The sequence below is a fragment of the Kitasatospora sp. NPDC094016 genome, from assembly GCF_040304045.1.
Taxonomy (GTDB): domain Bacteria; phylum Actinomycetota; class Actinomycetes; order Streptomycetales; family Streptomycetaceae; genus Kitasatospora.
The window spans coordinates 48,651-67,441 of record NZ_JBEOUK010000040.1; the positions used below are offsets into that span (position 1 = coordinate 48,651).

The following is an 18,791-nucleotide window of genomic DNA, read 5'->3' on the forward strand; positions in this document are numbered from 1 at the left end:
CGGCCCCGGTCAGTTCGGGGGTGCTGGCCGCAGCAGCATGCGCAGGGCGGTGACGGTGCCGTCCGTGCCGAGGACGGGCTCGCCCGCGCACTCGACGCTGGCGTGCGGGGCGCCGTCGCGGCGGATCCGCAGGGTTCCGGCGGAGGTGCGGCCGTGGACCAGGGCGTCGGTCATCATCCGGCGCAGCACGGGCCGGTCGGCCTCGGGGAGGCGGTCGGGCAGCCGGTCGAGGCTGAGCGGGCCGTTGCCCGGGTCGCAGCCGAGGAGTCGGTAGGTGTCCGCGTTCCAGCGGACGCGGTCGGTGAGGAGGTCCCATTCGGCTGAGCCGATGAGGTGGTCGAGGCCGTCGTCGGCGCCGGGTCCGTCGCCGAGGTCGGGGTTCTTGGACGGCTCCTGCGCCGTGCCGTCCACTCTGCCGTCCGTTCCGCTGTCGGCGTCGCCGCTCGGCTCACCGCGCGCGCCGTCGTCCGTCGCGCCCGCCGGGGCGCCGTCCACCGTGGCGGTGTCCGGCGGGCGGGCGACGCCTATGGGCATCTTCATGGCGGGTCCATCGCTCAGGGGAAGCCCGCCGCGTGCGGGCCGCCGGTGGTGAGAAGACTGTGGCACAGCGCTCTCACCCCTGCGGGCGATTTGGACATAACGCAGGCAAAATTCCCCTGGCATATGCCACTGTGGCAGGAGCCGTCGTCGCCCTGTGTGCGGAAGGTGGCGCGAGGCGGTAACCTTCGGTGATTCCGGCGCCCGGGCGCCCACCGCAGTACCGACCAGAGACCCCGGCGACGGAAATCCCGTTGCCACTACGACCGCCGCAACGGATGCTGACCTCATGTTCGAGCCAGTGATAGCACCCAGTGCCAGCCTCCTCGGCCTCCTGCAGCGAGGCCGCGGTGACGGGCAGCTCCACGCGCTGGCCGCCGACCGTACCGAGGCCATCGCCGCGCTGGAGGAGTGCGTCACCAGGGATCCGCGAGCCGACTGGCAGGTCGAGAACCGCTCCCTCTACTACGCCCGCCTCTACATGGAGCTGGAAGCGCCCCTCGACGGCATCGAGGACCACCTCCACTCCGCCGAGGACCTCGTCAGCGACGACGAGAACCGCACCGGCCTCGCCCTGTCCGTCCTGGGCCACCTCGCCGCGTACGGCCGGCGCGACGCGCTGCTGATGCTGCGCGAGTACACCGCCACCGGCGCCAACTGGGCCTGGGCCCTCGACGAGCTCGCCCTGCGCGACGACGACCGCGGCCTGCTGCTGCTCGGCACCGCCGTCCTGGACCGCTTCGCCCCGGGCCCCGAGGGTGACGCCGAGCTGCGCGAGTTCATCCGCAACGCCTACGAGCCCCGGCCCTGGCGGCTGTGGGCGGCCTACCACCCGAGAGTGGCGGCGGCCAGCGAGCAGTCACCCTTCGACCTCTGGCAGCGCCAGATCAACCGCGGCGGCGTCACTCCGGGCTGGTCCACCGCCGACGTCCTGGCCTGGGCCGACCAGGGGAGCCTGGGCGCCCTCGGGGCCGGCGCCTTTCTCGGCGGAGCCGACAGTCGGCCCGCGCCCGACGAGCCCGATCCGGCCGCGCCCGACGCCGTGGACCGCCGGGCCGCCGCGGCCGCCCGCTGCCTGACCGCCGTCGTCCGGCCCGAGGACCGCCCCGCCGTCCTGGAGGCCGCCCGCGGCGGCCTGCCCGGCGCGCGCCGGGCGGCACTGCGCTACCTGGTCGACCAGCGGGACCCGGCCGCCGCCGGGCTGATCGAGGCCGCCGCCGTCGACGTCGACGACCGGATCGTGCGCGCCGCCCTGGAACTGGTCGGCCGGATGCGCGGCCCCGAGGTCCTGGCGCAGGCCCGCCGCTGGGCCGATCCGGCTACCGGGGGCGCGGACAGCGCGCTCGGCGAGGCCGCCGTCAAACTGCTCGCCGACGCCGGGGAGCCGGCCGACGCGCCGTTCGTCGTCGACGGGCTGCGCCGCTGGGTATCCGTCCGCGGGGTCAGCGGTACCGGGCTCGGCTCGCTGGTCGACGGTGCGGGGCGGCTGGTCGCCGCCGACGCCGTCCCCGTGCTGCGCCACATCTACGGGGAGGCCGCCTCCTCCGAACTGCGCGGCCGCGCCGCCCGGGCGCTCGCCGTGACGGATGTGCACTTTCCCGAGGGCCCCGCCGTCGAGTGCCTCTGGGACTGCGAGGAGTCCACGCGGGAGCTCGCCGCGCGCCATGTCGCCACCACGGGTGACGCGCGCGTGCTGGAGCGCCTGCGCCGGCTCGCGGCCGATCCGGCCGAGGAGGCCGAGGTCCACGCCGCCGTCCGTGGCCGGCTGACGGCCGCCCGGGAGTTCGGGCGGTAGGGCCTCGCAGGCCGGTGGCCGCCTTCCCGGTTCTGGCGAACGACGGGCCGGGACACCCCCTCGGGTGTCCCGGCCCACTGCTTTCCGGAGCGGTGCTGTTCCGGGGTCGCGCTGGAACGCTGTCCTGGTAGAACGCGGTTCTACTTCACGACGCCCGCGTCCGGGGCCAGCACGCCGCCGGCCACCAGTCCGATGATCAGGACGCCGAGCAGCACCCGGTAGACCACGAACGGCAGAAAGCTGTGGTGCGAGATGTACTTGAGGAACCAGGCGATCGCCGCGTAGCCGACCGCGAAGGCGATCGCGGTGGCCAGGATGGTCGGCCCCCAGGCCGGTGCCGGGCCCTCGCCGATCTTGAACAGCTCCAGCGCCCCCGAGGCGAGCACCGCCGGGATCGCCAGCAGGAAGGAGTAGCGGGCCGCCGCCTCCCGGCTGTAGCCGAGCAGCAGGCCCGCGCTGATCGTGCCGCCGGAGCGGGACACCCCCGGGATCAGTGCGAGCGCCTGGGCGATGCCGTAGACGCCCGCGTGCGGCAGGGTGAGGTCGGTGATCGGCCGGGCGTGCCGGACCGCGCGGGTGCGGTCGGCGAAGGCCAGCAGCAGGCCGAAGACGATCAGCGTGGTGCCGATGATCCGCAGATCGCGCAGGTGGGTCTCGATGGTGTCCTGGAACAGCTTGCCGAGGATGCCGATCGGCAGCGTGCCGATGATCACGAACCAGCCCATCCGGGCGTCCGGGTCCGAGCGCAGCGCCGGGCGGAACAGCGACAGCGTCCAGGTCCGCACGATCGAGACGATGTCCCGGCGGAAGTAGATCAGCACCGCGGTCTCGGTTCCGAGCTGAGTCACGGCGGTGAAGGCCGCGCCCGGGTCGTCCCAGCCCAGCAGGGCGGAGAAGACCCGCAGGTGGGCGCTGGAGGAGACGGGCAGGAACTCGGTGAGCCCCTGGATCAGGCCGAGAACGGCCCCGTGGAACCAGTCGATCACCAGACACCCACCAGGGGTATCCGTGAGTCGTCGTACATGTGCGGTCCTCGCAGGTCGGAGCGGGCGTGCGGGCAGGCGGGCAGGCCGCGACCCGCACGGCCGTCGGGCCGCGCACGGGCGGGCGCGCGGCCGATGGTACGGGGTGAAGATGACTATTCTTTGTTCACCTTTTGACCCGGCTTTGCCCGCCGACCTTTTGCTGCCCCGCTGACTCTTCCGCCTGCCCTTCCGTCGGCCCTTCCGCCGCTCAGCCGGTGGGCCGGACGCGGACCCAGGTGCGGTCCTCCGTCAGGTAGCTCTCGACCGTCAGACCGGCGTCCGCCAGCGCCCGGTCGAACGCGGCGGTGGTGAGCGGCCGGGAGCGGAAGGTGTGCGTCCAGCGGCCGTCCGGGAACTCGTACTCGGCGTGGACGGAGTTCACGCCGTCCCCGACCGGCGTCGAGGAGACGATGCGAGACACGCCGTCGGTGCCGAGCCTGCCCTCGCGCGGCACGTTGAGGTGCCAGTCCTCGCCCTCCCGCTGCATCAGCACGCAGCCGTCCGCGGCGACGTGGCGGCGGCAGGTCTCCAGCAGGCCCTGGCGGACGGCCTCGTCGCCCGCGTGGATCAGGAAGGAGGCGAGCAGGACGACGTCGAAGCGCTCGCCGAGGTCCAGCCGCTCGATCGGGCTGCGCACGGTGCGGACGTCCGCGCGCACCCTGGCCAGCATCTCGGCGGACTCGTCCACCGCCGTCACGGTGAAGCCGCGGTCGGTCAGCGGGTGCGTCATCCGGCCGACGCCGCAGCCCAGTTCGAGGACGGTGGCGCCGGCGGGCACCGCGGCCTCGATGACGTCCGGGGCGTCGCCGACGGGGAGCCGGGACCAGAGCTCGACGGCGCAGCCGTCCGGGGTGATCGCGCCCGGGCCCGTTCCGTCGTGCCCCTCGCGTCGTACGTTGCCGGCGTGCGTGTCGTTACCCATGGGCGTCATCGGAACACGGGCCGGTCGGGGAGGGAAGGCGCCGCAGCGGGTTTTCGGTCAGTCCGTCAGTCTCGTCGGCCCGCGGGTCCGTCAGTTCGTCGGTCCGGGCGTCGGTTGGCGGCCGTCCCGGACTGCGGGCACAACATCATGCTCGACAACCTCGACAACCTCGACAACCTCGACAACCTCGACGGCTTCGTCTCGGCGGCCGGCCTCGAACCTCGACCGTAGGCTGGGGGAGTCGGAGAGGAACCCGCGCGATGCCCTTTGAAGTCCCGCCCGTTGAGGTCCCGCCCGCGCTGGCCGCGTCGCTGGAGCAGTCCCTCGGCCCGGGCGGTCGCGCCTGGGCGGCCCGACTCCCCTCCCTGGCGGGCGAGTTGCTCGACCGCTGGGAGCTGCGCCCGGACGGCCCCCCGGCGCACGGCGTCGTCGCACTGGTGCTGCCCGTGCGGTGCGCCGATGGCACGCCCGCGGCGCTCAAGCTCCAGCCGGTGGACGAGGAGACGGAGGGCGAGCCGGTCGCCCTCCGGGCCTGGGGCGGGCGAGGGGCGGTTCGACTCCTCGGCCACGAACCGGCCTCGGGCTCGATGCTGCTGGAACGACTCGACCCGGGGCGTTCACTGCTGGATGTCGCGGACGACCGGGAGGCGCTGCGCGTCCTTGCTGGCCTGCTCAGGGAATTGACCGGACGTCAGGTCGATGTCCCGGGCCTGCGCCGGCTGGCGGACGTCGCCGACGGTCTGCTCGCGCGGGCCCCGGAAGCGGCCGCAACCCTCGCCGACCCGGCCGAGCGGCGCTTGCCCGCCGACTGCGCCGCGGCCCTGCGCGAGGTCCGCGCCGAGCCCGGCGACCGGCTGCTGCACTGGGACCTGCACTACGGCAACGTCCTCGCCCCGTTCGAGGGCGGCGGCCGTGCCCCCTGGCTCGCCATCGACCCCAAGCCGCTCATCGGGCACCCCGGCTTCGAACTCCTCCCGGCGCTGCGCAATCGCTGGGCCGACGTACTGGCCACCGGCGACGTCGCCCGGGCGCTGCGGTGGCGGTTCGACATCCTGGTGGAGACCCTGGAACTGGATCGCGCGGCCGCGGTCGCCTGGACGCTCGCCCGGGTGCTGCAGAACGCCGTCTGGGCGGCGGAGGACGGGGAGTCGGTGCTCGACCCGGGGCAGCGGACGGTGGCGGAACTGCTGTCGGGGCGTTGAGCGGGAAACGGCGAGCGGCAGACAGCGGCCGGAAACAGCGAAGGCAAGGAGGTCGTCGACTCTCCTTGCCACTCTCAAGATATAGCGCACCGGGGGGCTTGCCGCAAGGCCCCGGTCGTGCCGCAGAATGACCGGCCGAAGCCGGGATCTGCGGGCATACCTGGGGGTTTGTGATGATTGACGTGATCGTGGTCGGCGCCGGGCCGACCGGATTGATGCTGGCCGGCGAGTTGCGATTGCACGGCGTGCGGGTGCTCGTGCTGGAGAAGGAGACGGAGCGGCCCCTGGAGGCCCGGGCGCGCGGTCTGCACGCGCGCAGTCTTGAAGTGATGGACCAGCGCGGGCTGCTGGAGCGGTTCCTCCCGCTCGGCCGGAAGTTCACGGTCGGCGGCTTCTTCGCCGGCATCGGCAAGGAGTGGCCGGAGCGGCTGGACACCACCCAGGCATACGTCCTGGCCATCCCGCAGGCGGTCACCGAGCAGCTGCTGACCGAGCACGCCGCCGAACTCGGCGCCGAGCTCCGGCGCGGCTGCGAACTGGTCGGGCTGAGCCAGGACGAGGACGGGGTGAGCGCCGAACTGGCCGACGGCACGCGGCTGCGCTCGCGCTACCTCGTCGGCTGCGACGGAGGCCGCAGTACGGTGCGCAAGCTGCTCGGCGTCGGCTTCCCCGGCGAGCCCTCCAGGGTGGAGACGTTGCTGGGCGACATGGAGCTGGCCGAGCAGCCGGAGACGATCGCCGCCGTCATGGCGGAGGTCCGCAAGACCCAGCTGCGATTCGGCGCCATCCGCGAGGGGGATGGGGCGTACCGCGTCATCGTGCCCGCCGAGGGGGTGGCCGAGGACCGTACGGCTGCTCCGACCTTCGAGGAGTTCAAGCACCAGCTGCGGGCCGTCGCGGGCACCGACTTCGGGGCGCACTCACCACGCTGGCTCTCGCGCTTCGGCGACGCCACCCGGCTGGCCGAACGCTACCGGGTCGGCCGGGTGCTGCTGGCCGGCGACGCGGCGCACATCCACCCGCCGACCGGCGGGCAGGGGCTCAACCTCGGCGTCCAGGACGCGTTCAACCTGGGCTGGAAGCTGGCCGCGGAGGTCGACGGCTGGGCGCCGGAGGGACTGCTGGACAGCTACCACGCCGAACGGCACCCGGTGGCCGCCGACGTGCTGGACAACACCCGCGCGCAGATCCAGTTGATGTCCCTGGAGCCCGGTGTCCAGGCGGTGCGCCGGCTGCTGGCGGAACTGGCGGAGTTCGAGGAGGTGAACCGGTACCTGATCGAGAAGATCATCGCGATCGGGGTCCGCTACGACCTCGGCGAAGGGCATGAACTGCTCGGCCGCCGGCTGCGCGACGTCGAGCTGAAGCGCGGCCGCCTCTACGGGCTGATGCACGGCGGCCGCGGGCTGCTGCTCGACCAGACCGGCGGGCTCTCGGTGGCGGGCTGGGCGGACCGGGTCGACCATGTCGTCGACGTCAGCGACGAGTTGGACGTGCCCGCGGTGCTGCTGCGCCCGGACGGCCACGTGGCCTGGGTCGGCGAGGACCAGCAGGGTCTGCGCGGCCACCTGGCCAGGTGGTTCGGGGCCCCTGCCGTCTGATCGCACCACGGCGGCCGCGGTGGCGTGCGAACGGCCATCGCGCCAGGAGCGCCAGGAGCGCCGGGGTGTGCGGGCGGACGCTCAGCGCTCCCGCAGCAGTACGAAGCGCACCGGCGTCCCCGGGCGCGCCTGGGCGGCCGCCGCGAGGTCGGCGGCGGGGACGACGCCGATCACCGGGTAGCCGCCGGTGGTCGGGTGGTCGGCGAGGAAGACCACCGGCCGTCCGTCCGGCGGGATCTGCACCGCGCCCAACACCATGCCCTCACTGGGTAGTTCACCCGCCCGGGCGCGGGTGACCGGCGGGCCCTCGGTGCGCAGCCCGATCCGGTTGCCGGTCGGGGAGACCAGGTACCCGTCGCGGGCCAGCCGGGTCAGCGCCGCAGGTTCGAACCAGTCCGCGTGCGGGCCGAGCCGCAGCCGCAGTACCAGTTCGGCCGGGGGAGCGGGCAGCGGTACCAGGTCGGGTCGGGGGCGGTCGGGCGGAGGCGGGCCGACCGGCAGCCGGTCGCCGGCGGCGAGCGGGGCCGGTCCGAGGCCGGAGAGCAGGTCCGTCGAGCGACTGCCCAGGACCGGCGCGACGGCGATCGCGCCCGCGACCGCCAGGTAGCCGCGCACCCCGGCGGTTGCCGCCCCCACCTCCAGCACCGCCCCGGCCGGCACCGTGACCGGCGCACCCCACGCGGCCGCCCGCCCGTCCACCCGCACGGGCGAGGGCGCCCCGGTGACGGCCACGACCACCGGCCCGAGGGCGCGCAGGGCGACCCCGCCGAGCGTGGTCTCCAGCCCGGCGGCGCCCGGCTCGTTGCCGACCAGCCGGTTCGCGGCCCGCAGCGCGGGCTCGTCCAGCGCCCCGGCCCTGGGCACCCCGAGGTGGGCGACACCGCGCCGCCCGAGGTCCTGGACGGTGGTCAACGGCCCGGGCCGCACCACCAGCAAACCGCTCAACGCCCCCACCCCGTCCGCCCCCGGCCCGTCCCTCGCCGGCCCGTCCCGCTCCGTCCGGGGCCCGCGCGCCGCCCGCCGTGGGCCCGCACCGCCGCTACGCCCGTTCCGCCGTGAACCGCACCCGCACCCCGGGCGCCAGCAGCGCCGCCCGCTCGCGCCCGGTGTCCCAGAGCACGAGCCCGGTGCGCCCGATCAGCTGCCAGCCGCCGGGGGAGGAGCTCGGGTAGACGCCGGTGTACGGGCCGGCCAGGGCGACCGAGCCGACCGGGACGCCGCTGCGCGGGGTGGCCCGGCGCGGGACCTCGTACCGGGGCGGCAGCCCGGTCAGGTAGCCGAAGCCGGGCGCGAACCCGCAGAAGGCGACCACGTACTCGGGCCCGGTGTGGATCCGTACGGCGGCTTCCTCGGAGACTCCCCACAGCGCGGCGACCTCGGCGAGGTCGGCGCCGTCGTACACCGTCGGCACCTCCACCAGCGGCCCGGTCGCCGCCGCGGCCGCCGACGGACGGGCCGTGCGCAGCAGGGCCGCCAGCGCGCCGACGTCTGCGACGCCGTCCAGCAGCACCGTGCGCGCGGCCGGCACGATCTCCTCGACCGCGCCGAGCGCCCCGCTCTCCTGCCGCTCGCGCAGCCATCCGTACAGCGCCGCGACCTGCGCCGTGTCGTCGAGTTCGACCAGCAGTGCCCGCTCGCCGACGCGCCGGACGGCGGCGGGCGTCACGTGAACGCCTCCACCCGGACCCCGGCGGAGGCGAGGGCACCGCGGATCCGCCAGGCGAGCTGGGCGGCGCCGGGGGTGTCGCCGTGGACGCACAGGGAGCGGGCCTCGACGGCGATCCGTTCGCCGCCGACGGCCTCCACCGAGGCGTCCCGGGCGATGCCGACGGCGCGGGTGATCACCGATTCGGGGTCGTGCACCACGGCGTCCGGATCGCGGCGCGGGACGAGGGTGCCGGCCCAGGTGTACGCGCGGTCGGCGAAGGCCTCGGCGACGACCGCGAGGCCGACGCCCTCGGCGACGGCGAGCAGCCGGGAGCCGGGCAGCCCGAGCACCGGCAGCGGTCCGTCGCAGACCGCCCCGGCCCGCAGCACACCGGCCACCACGGCCTCGGCCTGTTCGGAGTCGGTGACCACCCGGTTGTAGAGGGCACCGTGCGGTTTGACGTAGGAGACCCGGGAGCCGGCCGCGCGGGCGAAGACCTGGAGGGCGCCGATCTGGTACGCGATCTCGTCGGCGAGCTCCTCCGGGGGGACGTCCATGGCCCGGCGGCCGAAGCCGGCCAGGTCGCGGTAGGAGACCTGGGCGCCGATCCGGACGCCGCGTTCGGCGGCCAGCGCGCAGACCCGGCGCATCGTCGACGGATCTCCCGCGTGGAAGCCGCAGGCGACGTTGGCACTGGTCACCACGGACAGCAGGGCCTCGTCGTCGGTCAGCGTCCAGCGTCCGAACCCCTCACCGAGGTCCGCATTGAGATCGATCACCGCATCGGCCACGCCCGTCCGCCTTCCAGCAGCTGTTGAGCCAGATGGTAGGGCCTGCGGATGAAGGCCGTTGCCCGTGACCCGGGCCCAGGGGGCCCACCGGCGTGCGACCCCTGGTCACACGCCCTGGGGCGGCGCTGGGCGGCTCCGGCTCAGCTCGTGGCCACCGGCCCCTGGAAGGAACGTTCCAGCGGGCGCAGCGCCCGCAGCACGATCAGCAGCGGGACGACGCCGACGATCCCGAACGACATGTCGATGAATCGCCAGCCCAGGGGAATCCCCCGCAGCGGTCCGCAGACCAGGGCCAGGGGGATGACGGCGCCGCAGGCGAGCACGGCCCAGCGGATCACCCAGATGTTGCGGACCGGGTCCTTGATCGGGCCCCAGAAGGCGGCGGCGATCACCAGGTGGGCGAAGGCCAGCCAGTCGGTGCCGTAGGCCAGGAAGGGGTAGCGGTCATTGGTCTGCGCGACGCCGGTGCGGACGCGTTCGATCCAGTCCAGTGCGGCCGGGAAGCGGTCGGTCAGCGGCGCGGCCGGCCCGGTCGCGAGGTCGGCCAGCCAGCGGGTCTCGGTCTCCAGGGGGAAGGCCGTCAGGCCGCTCAGCACCAGGCAGACCACGAAGATCCAGAGCCAGCGCCGGACTCTGCGCAGTACCGCGGCGGGACCGGTGCCCGGATTGGCGTCCATGGTGCGAACCTCCATGCCGAAGAGCAGGCGGGGCCTTGTCCCGTCTGTACGGAACCGACTCTAGGCCCTTCTTTTGAACATGTTCAACTAGCCCCTGACGTGCGGGGACGCCCCGGTCGCCGTGCGGGCGCGCACCCGGACGCCCGGGCCGGCGTGCGCCCCCGGACACGCCGATGCCCGGGTGCCGGAGCACCCGGGCATCGGAACAGCCGGACGACGCGGTGTACGTCGGGAACTACGCGGTGTACGTGAAGGTCACCGGGGCACTGGTGCCGCCCGCCGTGGTCACCGTGACGTCCACCGGGCCGGGGCCCGCCGCCGCCGGGGAGGTGGCCGAGCAGAAGGACGGGCCGCAGGACACGTGCGCGGCCGGCACCCCGCCGAACGCGACCGTGCCGTACGTCAGGTTGGTGCCCTGGAGGTACACCTGGGTGCCGCCGGCGGCCGGGCCGCCGGTGTTGGTCAGGTTGCCGACCGTCGGTGCGGGCGGCGGCGGGGGCGGGGCGCCCGTGTAGGCGAAGGCGGCCGGCGCCGCGACCGTGCCGCCGGGGGTCACCACGGAGACGGGGGTGCTGCCCGAGCCGCCGGGCGTGGTCACCGTGCAGGCGGTGTCGGTGCAGGTGCCGGCCGCCGGGACGCCGCCGACCAGCACCATGCCGTGCGCCAGGTTGCTGCCGCTGACGGTCACCGCGGTGCCGCCCGCGCCCGGGCCGGTGGTGGTGTCGAGGCCGTCGACCGTGGGCGGCGCCTGGACGACCGGCGCCGGGGTGGTCCCGTCGACCGACAGGGCCGTCACGTGGCCGGTCGGGTCGGTGTCGTTCGGATTGGACACGGTCACGACGATCTGGCCGGTCAGCTGCTGGGTGTAGTCGCGGCCCACGTCCAGCTTCATGAACTCGTAGCGCCCGGGCCTGCGGGTGCCGACGAGGACGGCGTCCAGGTGGCGCCCGTCGGGCGAGAGGGACTCGGTGAAGGTGTAGTCGTACGGGGTGGAGAAGAACATGCCGAGCCCGGTGGTGAGCCCGGGCGGCAGGTCGACGGTGATGTGGGTCGGCCCGGTGAGGTCCTGGGTGCCGGCGGAGGTCCAGCCGGCCGAGAGCTTGCCCGGTCCGGGAGGGGTGGTGCCCGGCAGGAAGCCGTTCAGGGCCGCGGTCACGTGCTGCCCCTGAACGGCGGGGGCGTCGGCGGGGGCGGCCGACGAGGCGGCGGCACCGGCGGTGAGGGTGGTCACGGACAGCGCGGCGGCGAAGCCCGCTTTGACCAGTCGAGTGATCATAGGCCGATCATCACGGTAGCGACGCGCAGTCTTCACGGGTTTGCCGAATATGGGTTCGGAATTGGCGGAATCCCGTCGAAATCCCGTTCTGAATTCACCCCCGACACGCCCTCCGGCCTGCCGCGCAGCCCGCCCACAAGGCCCGTTTCGGTCGAACTCGGTGCGAACCTCTAATCTTGTCCACCGTGACCGCCATCGCTGACCCGCCCACCCTGCCCGGCCCCCGGCCGCCCGCCGGGTCCGTCGCGGCGAGGCCCGCGCCCGGCCCCGCCGCCGACGAGGGCCTGGCCCGCCGGCTCAAGGCGCTGGCCTGCACCGCCCCCCTGCACGACCTGGACAACCGCAAGGTCAACCTGGCGGGCGAGTACGGCGGCTACGCGATGGCCGAGGTCGGTCTCGCCGCGATCGACCTGGTCACCCTGCACATGGACTTCGACACCGGCGCCGACCGCGACATAGTGCTCGCCCGCCTGCTGCCCCGGGTCGCCGCCCAGGCCGCAGGCCGCCCCGCCGCCGAGCACGAGCGGGTCGCCCGCTGGGTGCTGGAGTCGCTGATCAACGTCGGCAGCGTCGACCGGGGCTTCCGCGCCGTCTACGGCACCTTCGGCGCGGACGGCGCGTACGTCCGGCGCGACTACGACTTCAAGCTGATCGAGGAGGTCCCCGGCCCCGACGGCGGCGTCTACCTGCGCACCACCGACGAGGCGGTCAACGTCCTGGTCGGCGCGCTCGACACCGACGTCACCTCGGCCCAGATCGCCGCCGAGGTCAAGCTGGAGGTGCTGATCCGCCGCGGCCGCCTGGCCGACGCCCAGCTCGCCGCCGAGCAGGCCCGCTACCGCACCGTCCAGTACGCCGAGACGCTGCGCCGCGCCCTCGACGCGACCCGGCGCAACGTCCGCGCCGTCGACTGGATGCGCGCCATCCCCGACCTCATCGACGAGGCGCTGGACCACATCGCCGACCGCTACCGGCACGAGAACGCGATTCTCACCAACATCCGCAAGGCCCGCGACGAGGCCGAGCCGAACACCCCCGAAGGGGCCGAGCACAAGCGCCGCGCCGCCGAGCTGCTCGACATCGTCAAGGACTGCATCCGCCGGCACACCAAGCTGCAGACCCGCCTGCTGGAGGCCGGCCCGCTGTTCCGCGCCGAGCAGGACCGGCAGGCCTTCGCCACCCCCGGCGCCCGCAGCGGCATCGACCTCTACGGCCAGCTGCTCGCCCCCGTGCTGCGGCTTCCGGTCGAGCAGGCCGTCCGCCCCACCGGTGCCTTCTTCGCCCGCGGCGCCGGCCTGCGCACCCCCGTCTCCGTCCGGGTCGCCGACCTGGTCGACCTGCTGCTCACCCCGCCGGTCGAGCGCGAGCACCTCGGCGCCGAACTGCCCGACCCGGACCTGGTCGCCACCCCGGACGACAGCCGCTTCTCCGAAGCCCAGCTGGAGTCCGCGCTGCTCCTGCTCGACCTGCCCGCCGACGCCCCCCGCCGGCTCTCCGGCCTGCTCGCCGAGGCCCGCGAGCAGGACCCGGAGCTGCCGTACCTGGTCGCCCTGCTGGCCGTCCACGCGGCCAGCCCGCCGGTCGGCACCGCCTACCGGCAGGGCGAGGAGCGGCTGCTGTTCGCCGTGGACGACGGCACCCCGCTGCGCGACCCGCAGTTCGGCGGCGCCGACCTGATCGTCGGCAGCGCCCTGCTCGACGCGGCCGGCATGGCCGCCGACCGCAAGGACGCCGGCTGACGAAGCCGCCGCCTCGACGCACCACCAGATCGCCCGTACCAGCAACAGCCCCGAGGAGCACCGCCCGTGACGACCCACCACGACGCGTCCTGGGCGGCCGAGACCGAACCCGCGGCCCCCGCCCCGATCACCCCCGGCGACGTCGCCGACGCAGCCCGGCTGGTCTCCTTCGGCCTCCAGGCCAAGCTGCTCCCCGCCCGCGACGCCGAGTACGCCGAACTCGTCCGCCGCCACCGCGAGGACCCGCCGTTCGCCCGGCTCGCCGACGCCGTCGCCACCGGCATGGGCCTGGTCGTCCTGGAGGTCTCGCCGCGCGCCGGCATGGCCGTCGCCGCCGCCGAGGACTCGCTGTTCGCCGTCCGGATGGGCGACTACTCGCGCCGCGCCGCCACCGAGTCCACCGACCGCTTCCTGCACGGCCTGGCCCACCTCGCCGTCGCCGCGATGGCCTTCCCCCGGCCCGAGGACCTCGCCGACGACGGCTACCTCGGCCGGATCACCGTCAACGGCGTCGACGCCTTCGTCCGCCAGGCCTGCCGCCGCCTGGAGGAGCAGGCCGCGACCGAGGGCGACAACACCGACCCGCAGTCCGACGCCCCCGGCCTGGAGGCCGCCTGGCGGGTGTGGGCCCGGCGCACCGCCACCGGCGCCACCAAGGACGCCCGCCGGCTCTCCGGCTCCACCATCGGCATCGTCGCCAAGGCCGTGCTGTTCCTGGTCGACTCCGGCTTCCTGCAGAAGGTCTCCGACGACGCCGGCGGCACCTACCGCACCACCGCCCGCTACCAGCTCCAGGTCCGCGACCTGGCCGGCAGCGCGGCCATGGCCGAACTGCTCGACCTCGGCATCGTCCCGGTCTCCGACGGCACCGCCAGCCTGCTGCCGCCGGACACCGGCGACGAACTGGTGGCCGACGCAGGCCTGCCGTTCCACTCGCTCTGACACCCCAACCCGACTCGCCCACGGAGAACCGCCGCACATGTACGAGCTCAACCGGGTCCGCCTCTACTCGATCGGACCGGCCGGCGCCCGCTACGCCGACACGGTGCTCGACCTGCGCGGCGTCGGCGAGCCCGTCGCCGACCCGGCCCCGCAGCAGATCGGCCTGTTCGGCGAGGACCCCGAGGGCCCGGTCCGCCGCCCCGCCCCGGCCGGCGTGCTCTTCCTGGAGAACGGCGGCGGCAAGTCCGTCCTGCTCAAGCTGATCTTCTCGGTGATGCTCCCCGGCCACCGCAACACCCTCGGCGGCGCCAGCTCCGGCGTGCTGCGCAAGTTCCTGCTCGCCGACGACTGCGGCCACGTCGCGCTGGAGTGGCAGCACACCGTCACCGGCGAGCTGATCGTGGTCGGCAAGGTCAGCGAGTGGCGCGGCCGTCAGGTCTCCTCCGACCCGCGCAAGTTCGCCGAGACCTGGTACTCCTTCCGCCCCGGCCCCGGCCTCACCCTGGACTCGCTGCCGGTCGCCGAACGGATCAGCCTGGCCGGCGACCAGAAGGCCCGCGGCCGCCGCCGCACCATGAAGGGCTTCCGCGACGCCCTCACCGAGGCCGGCAAGGCCCACCCGCACCTCGACCTGGTCTTCGAGGACGGCCACGACCGCTGGACCGAGCACCTCGGCGAACTCGGCCTCGACCCCGAACTCTTCCGCTACCAGCGCGAGATGAACGCCGACGAGGGCGAGGCCGCCGGACTCTTCGCGGTCAAGCACGACAGCGACTTCACCGACCTGCTGCTGCGCGCCGTCACCGACACCCGGGACACCGACGGCCTCGCCGACCTCGTCCACGGCTTCGCCGCCAAGCTCGGCCGCCGCGCCGAACTCACCGCCGAACGCGACTTCACCGCCGGCTCCCTCGACCTGCTGGAACGCATCGTCGAGGCCACCGGCGCCCGCGAGAGCGTCCGCGAGGCCCACCGCACCGCCGAACGCCGCACCCGCCGCCTCGCCCACGCCCTCACCTCCCGCGCCGCCGCCGAACGCGACCGCGCCCAGGACCTCGCCATCGAGGTCGCCGCCGCCGCGGGCGCCGTCACCGCCGCCGAGGCCGACCGCACCCGGCACACCCTCATCACCGCCGAACTCACCCACCGGCACGCCACCCTGGGCCTCGCCGCGGCCACCGCCGAGGCCGCCGCGCTGCGCCGCGAACTCATCGACGCCCGCACCCTGCACTCCGCCTGGCAGGCCGCCGAGGCCGTCCTGCGCCAGCGCGCCGCCGCCGACCGGGTCACCCGGGTCGCCGCCGCCATCCGCGAGGCCGAACTCGACGCCGCCCCCGCGCTCGCCGCCCGGGCCCGCGCCGCCACCGCCCTGGCCCGCGCCCTGGAGGCCGCCGCCGCGGCCGCCGAAGCCCGCGCCGACACCGAGGAGCAGCGCGCCGGCGAGCTCCAGGACGACGGCGCCAAGGCCCAGTCCGACGCCACCGAGGCCGCCACCGCCGCCCAGAAGGCCCGCAGCGAGGTCGACCACCTGCGCCAGCGCCTCGCCGAGGTCGAGCAGGAGACCGCCGCCGCCGTCGAGGCCGGCTTCATCGACGCCGACGGCGACGTCGACCCGGCCCGTGCCGCCCTGCACGCCGCCGACGTCGAGAAGGCCGCCGGAGCCGCCCTCGCCCAGGCCCGTACGGCCGCCGAGGCCTGCGCCGCCCGGCTGCGCGAGGCCGCCGCCGCCACCGGCCGCGCCGAACTCGCCGCCGAACGCGCCGGCGACGCCCGCACGGCCGCCGCCCGGGCGCTCGCCGCCGAGCAGCGCACCGCCGCCCTGCTCGCCACCGAGCAGCGCCTCTCCGACCTGCTCTCCCTGACCCCCGCACCCACCGACTGGAGCGAGGACGGGTCAGGGGCCGAGGAGGACGCCGGCTTCCTCACCCCCGCCGTCCTCGACCGCAACGCCGAGTACCTGCGCGAACTCCTCGACGAGGCCATCGCCACCGCCGAACGCACCCTGTTCGACCTGCGCACCGCCGCCGCCGACGACTCCCGCATCCTCGCCGCCCTCGGCGACGGCGGACTGCTGCCGCCCGGCCCGGACGTCCTGGCCACCGTCGAGTACCTCGCCGAGCACGGCATCCCCGCCCTGCCGGGCTGGCGCTACCTCGCCCAGTCCGTCGACCCGGCCGACCACGAGGCGATCCTCGCCGCCCGCCCCGAACTCGTCGACGGCGTCGTCGTCACCGACCCCGCCTCGCTGGAGCGGGCCCGCGAGGCCCTGCAGGCCGCCGCCCTGCTGCCCCGCTCCACCGTCGCCGTCGGCGCCGCCGCCTCCCTGACCGCCCCGATCACCGACCAGCCCGCGTTCTTCCTGGTGCCGCCGAACCCGGCCATGCACGACGAGTCCGCCGCCGACGACGAGCGCCGCGAACTGCGCGCCCGGGCGGGCGCCCGCGAGGAGCACATCCGCGAACTCGCCGCCCGCCTCGGTGCCGACCGCGCCCTCGCCGCCCGCCTCGCCTCCTGGCACGCCAGCTGCCCGCCCGGCACCCTCGCCGAACTCGCCGCCGCCGCCGAGGCCGCCCGCGAGCACGCCGAGCAGGCCGCCGCCGCCCTGGCGACCCTGCGTGCCGACCACGACGAGGCCGAGACCGACCACGCCGCCGCGGCCGCCGCCCACGAGGAGCACCGCGAGGCCGCCCAGCGCGCCCGCCGCCGCGCCGACGCCCTCTCCGGCCTCGCCTTCCGGCTGCGCGAGCGCGCCAACTGGGCCCGCCGCCAGCGCGAACTCGCCGAGGACGCCGCCGAGTGCGACCGCCGCCAGGCCGTCTGCGCCGAACGCGCCCGCACCTGCGACGAGGACCGCCGCGCCGCCCAGCGCGCCGCCGACGACGCCCGCCGCACCGCCCGTACCGTGCGCGCCGAACGCGCCGAGATCCCCGCCGCCGAGCAGGCCGACGAGCCCTCCGAGACCGCCCCCGCCGCACTGCCCGCCCTGCGCGAGGCCTACCGCGCCGCCTCCCAGCTGTACGAGAAGGTCGGCGTCGGCGCCGACCTGCGCGCCGAGCAGGCCCGCGCCGAGGGCGACGAGGCCGCCGCCGCGACCGAACTCGACCGCCTCACCAACAAGGTCCGCACCCGCGCCGAGGAACTCCTCGGCAGCCCCGACGGCGCCGACGGCCCGGGCCGCCAGGCCGCGGCCGCCCGCGCCGAGGACCTGGTCGCCACCATCGAGGCCCGCTCCGCCGCCGCCAGCGAGCAGCTCGGACGCCTGCGCGGCGAGGCCGAACGCTCCGCCCCCGCCGACGGCGAGGCGCACACCGAACTGCCCGAGGACCTCGTCCCCGCCGACCCCGAGCACGCCCAGGTCCTGCTGCGCACCGCCACCAGCCGGCTCGCCGAACGCCGGGAGGCCCTGGACGCCGCCCGCACCGCGCACGCCGACCTGCAACGCACCTTCGACGCCGCCCAGTCGGCCGCCGCCGACTTCGACGAACTCGCCGGCCAGCTGCGCGACGGCCTGCGCGAACAGCAGGAGGACGACGGCCAGTCCGTCGAGCCCTACCTCGGCTCGCTGCCGGAGGCGCGCGGCACCGCCGCCGAGGCCCGCCGCGCCCTGCGCACCGCCGCCGGCGAGCTGTCCTCCGCCGAACTCGCCGTCCGCGACGCCTCCGACGCCCTCGTCCGGCACGCCAACGCCGCCCGCTACGAGGCCGTCCGCACCCCCGCCCGCCAGCAGATCCGCGAACTGCCCGCCGCCGCGCTGCCCGAACACGCCGCCGCCTGGGCCGCCGCCTTCGCGCCCCGGCTGCGCGTGCTGACCGACGAACTCGCCCAGCTGGAGCGCAACCGCGGCTCGATCGTCGACCGCCTGCGCGGCCTGGTCGAGTCCTCGCTCACCACCCTGCGCGCCGCCCAGCGGCTCTCCCGGCTGCCCGAGGGCCTGGGGGAGTGGTCCGGCCAGGAGTTCCTGCGGATCCGCTTCGAGGACCCGGACCACGCCACCCTGGTCGAGCGCCTCGGCGAGGTCATCGACGAGGCCACCCGCGCCGCCGTCCGCAAGAACAGCGACCTGCGCCGCGACGGCATGTCCCTGCTGCTGCGCGGGGTCGCCGCCGCGATCGGCCCGAAGGGCGTCAGCGTCGAGATCCTCAAGCCGGACGCGGTGCTGCGCGCCGAGCGGGTCGGCGTCGGCCAGATGTCCGACGTCTTCTCCGGCGGTCAGCTGCTCACCGCCGCCATCGCGCTGTACTGCACGATGGCCGCGCTGCGCGCCAACGACCGGGGCCAGTCCCAGCTGCGGCACGCCGGCACGCTGTTCCTGGACAACCCGATCGGCCGCGCGAACGCCACCTACCTGCTGGAGCTCCAGCGGGCCGTGGCCGATGCGCTGGGCGTCCAACTGATCTACACCACCGGCCTGTTCGACACCACCGCGCTCGCCGAGTTCCCGCTGGTCATCCGGCTGCGCAACGACGCCGACCTGCGGGCGGGCCTCAAGTACATCTCGGTCGAGGAGCACCTGCGCCCCGGTCTGCCCGCCCCGCAGGACCCGGACGGCCCGGCCGTCCACGGCGAGATCACCGCCACCCGGATGTTCAAGCGTCCGGCCGAGGTTCCGGTGCAGTCCGCAACTGACTAGCGTGGC

The 18,791-nt window shown here is 75.3% G+C and carries 14 protein-coding genes; 6 read left to right on the top strand and 8 right to left on the bottom strand.

Annotation, left to right across the window (positions count from 1 at the left end; translation table 11 throughout):
- Window positions 1-9: 9 nt before the first annotated feature.
- Entirely contained in the window at window positions 10-540 is a 531-nt protein-coding gene (locus tag ABT015_RS29065) for a hypothetical protein (RefSeq protein ID WP_350884229.1), read from the bottom strand.
- Window positions 541-826: 286 nt separating this feature from the next.
- Between ABT015_RS29065 and ABT015_RS29070 the strand changes: the two genes are divergently transcribed.
- Window positions 827-2,332: a HEAT repeat domain-containing protein gene (locus ABT015_RS29070; protein WP_350884231.1), complete on the top strand. Its 1,506-nt coding sequence runs from the start codon at window positions 827-829 to the stop codon at window positions 2,330-2,332.
- A 140-nt stretch (window positions 2,333-2,472) separates the two neighbouring features.
- On the opposite strand, the gene ABT015_RS29075 is transcribed toward ABT015_RS29070, so the two are convergent.
- A complete protein-coding gene (locus ABT015_RS29075; protein WP_402455835.1) occupies window positions 2,473-3,315 on the bottom strand; it encodes an undecaprenyl-diphosphate phosphatase in 843 nt (280 codons plus the stop codon).
- Window positions 3,316-3,565: 250 nt separating this feature from the next.
- Entirely contained in the window at window positions 3,566-4,279 is a 714-nt protein-coding gene (locus ABT015_RS29080) for a class I SAM-dependent methyltransferase (RefSeq protein WP_350884235.1), read from the bottom strand.
- 260 nt (window positions 4,280-4,539) lie between these two features.
- Here ABT015_RS29080 and ABT015_RS29085 point away from each other — a divergent pair, with 260 nt between their 5' ends.
- Together ABT015_RS29085 and rox are read left to right on the top strand one after the other, a co-directional pair.
- Window positions 4,540-5,481 (top strand): aminoglycoside phosphotransferase family protein, encoded by a 942-nt coding sequence (locus ABT015_RS29085; protein ID WP_350884237.1) that lies wholly within the window; start codon window positions 4,540-4,542, stop codon window positions 5,479-5,481.
- Between the two features lie 173 nt (window positions 5,482-5,654).
- Window positions 5,655-7,082, top strand: coding sequence for a rifampin monooxygenase (gene rox, locus ABT015_RS29090; RefSeq protein WP_350884239.1), 1,428 nt, complete (start codon window positions 5,655-5,657; stop codon window positions 7,080-7,082).
- An 81-nt stretch (window positions 7,083-7,163) separates the two neighbouring features.
- Here the strand turns inward: rox and ABT015_RS29095 are convergent, their stop codons facing one another.
- From ABT015_RS29095 to ABT015_RS29115, 5 genes are all read right to left on the bottom strand, one after another.
- A complete protein-coding gene (locus ABT015_RS29095) occupies window positions 7,164-8,027 on the bottom strand; it encodes a 5-oxoprolinase subunit C family protein (RefSeq protein ID WP_350884241.1) in 864 nt (287 codons plus the stop codon).
- 94 nt (window positions 8,028-8,121) lie between these two features.
- On the bottom strand, window positions 8,122-8,748 hold the full coding sequence (pxpB, locus tag ABT015_RS29100) for a 5-oxoprolinase subunit PxpB (protein WP_350884243.1): 627 nt from the start codon (window positions 8,746-8,748) through the stop codon (window positions 8,122-8,124).
- Window positions 8,745-9,521, bottom strand: coding sequence for a LamB/YcsF family protein (locus ABT015_RS29105; protein WP_244293516.1), 777 nt, complete (start codon window positions 9,519-9,521; stop codon window positions 8,745-8,747). Before ABT015_RS29105 ends, pxpB begins: the two co-directional genes overlap by 4 nt.
- Before the next feature lie 140 nt (window positions 9,522-9,661).
- Complete coding sequence (locus ABT015_RS29110; protein WP_350884245.1) at window positions 9,662-10,198, bottom strand: hypothetical protein; 537 nt, start codon at window positions 10,196-10,198, stop codon at window positions 9,662-9,664.
- 235 nt (window positions 10,199-10,433) lie between these two features.
- Window positions 10,434-11,474, bottom strand: a complete 1,041-nt coding sequence (locus ABT015_RS29115) for an IPT/TIG domain-containing protein (RefSeq protein ID WP_350884247.1) — start codon at window positions 11,472-11,474, stop codon at window positions 10,434-10,436.
- Window positions 11,475-11,668: 194 nt separating this feature from the next.
- Between ABT015_RS29115 and ABT015_RS29120 the strand changes: the two genes are divergently transcribed.
- The 3 genes from ABT015_RS29120 to ABT015_RS29130 all read left to right on the top strand — a co-directional run bounded on the left by ABT015_RS29120 (window position 11,669) and on the right by ABT015_RS29130 (window position 18,785).
- The gene (locus tag ABT015_RS29120) at window positions 11,669-13,213 is read left to right on the top strand and encodes a hypothetical protein (protein WP_350884293.1); all 1,545 of its coding nucleotides are present in this window, start codon (window positions 11,669-11,671) and stop codon (window positions 13,211-13,213) included.
- A gap of 66 nt (window positions 13,214-13,279) precedes the next feature.
- Window positions 13,280-14,155, top strand: a complete 876-nt coding sequence (locus tag ABT015_RS29125) for a hypothetical protein (protein WP_350884249.1) — start codon at window positions 13,280-13,282, stop codon at window positions 14,153-14,155.
- Window positions 14,156-14,192: 37 nt separating this feature from the next.
- Window positions 14,193-18,785 (top strand): hypothetical protein, encoded by a 4,593-nt coding sequence (locus ABT015_RS29130; RefSeq protein WP_350884251.1) that lies wholly within the window; start codon window positions 14,193-14,195, stop codon window positions 18,783-18,785.
- The last annotated feature ends 6 nt before the right edge of the window (window positions 18,786-18,791 follow it).

Coding starts and splice junctions, on each gene's coding strand:
- ABT015_RS29080 (WP_350884235.1), bottom strand. CDS start 4,279: ATGGGTAACGACACGCACGCCGGCAACGTACGACGCGAGGGGCACGAC.
- rox (WP_350884239.1), top strand. CDS start 5,655: ATGATTGACGTGATCGTGGTCGGCGCCGGGCCGACCGGATTGATGCTG.
- ABT015_RS29065 (WP_350884229.1), bottom strand. CDS start 540: ATGAAGATGCCCATAGGCGTCGCCCGCCCGCCGGACACCGCCACGGTG.
- ABT015_RS29110 (WP_350884245.1), bottom strand. CDS start 10,198: ATGGACGCCAATCCGGGCACCGGTCCCGCCGCGGTACTGCGCAGAGTC.
- ABT015_RS29115 (WP_350884247.1), bottom strand. CDS start 11,474: ATGATCACTCGACTGGTCAAAGCGGGCTTCGCCGCCGCGCTGTCCGTG.
- ABT015_RS29070 (WP_350884231.1), top strand. CDS start 827: ATGTTCGAGCCAGTGATAGCACCCAGTGCCAGCCTCCTCGGCCTCCTG.
- ABT015_RS29085 (WP_350884237.1), top strand. CDS start 4,540: ATGCCCTTTGAAGTCCCGCCCGTTGAGGTCCCGCCCGCGCTGGCCGCG.
- ABT015_RS29130 (WP_350884251.1), top strand. CDS start 14,193: ATGTACGAGCTCAACCGGGTCCGCCTCTACTCGATCGGACCGGCCGGC.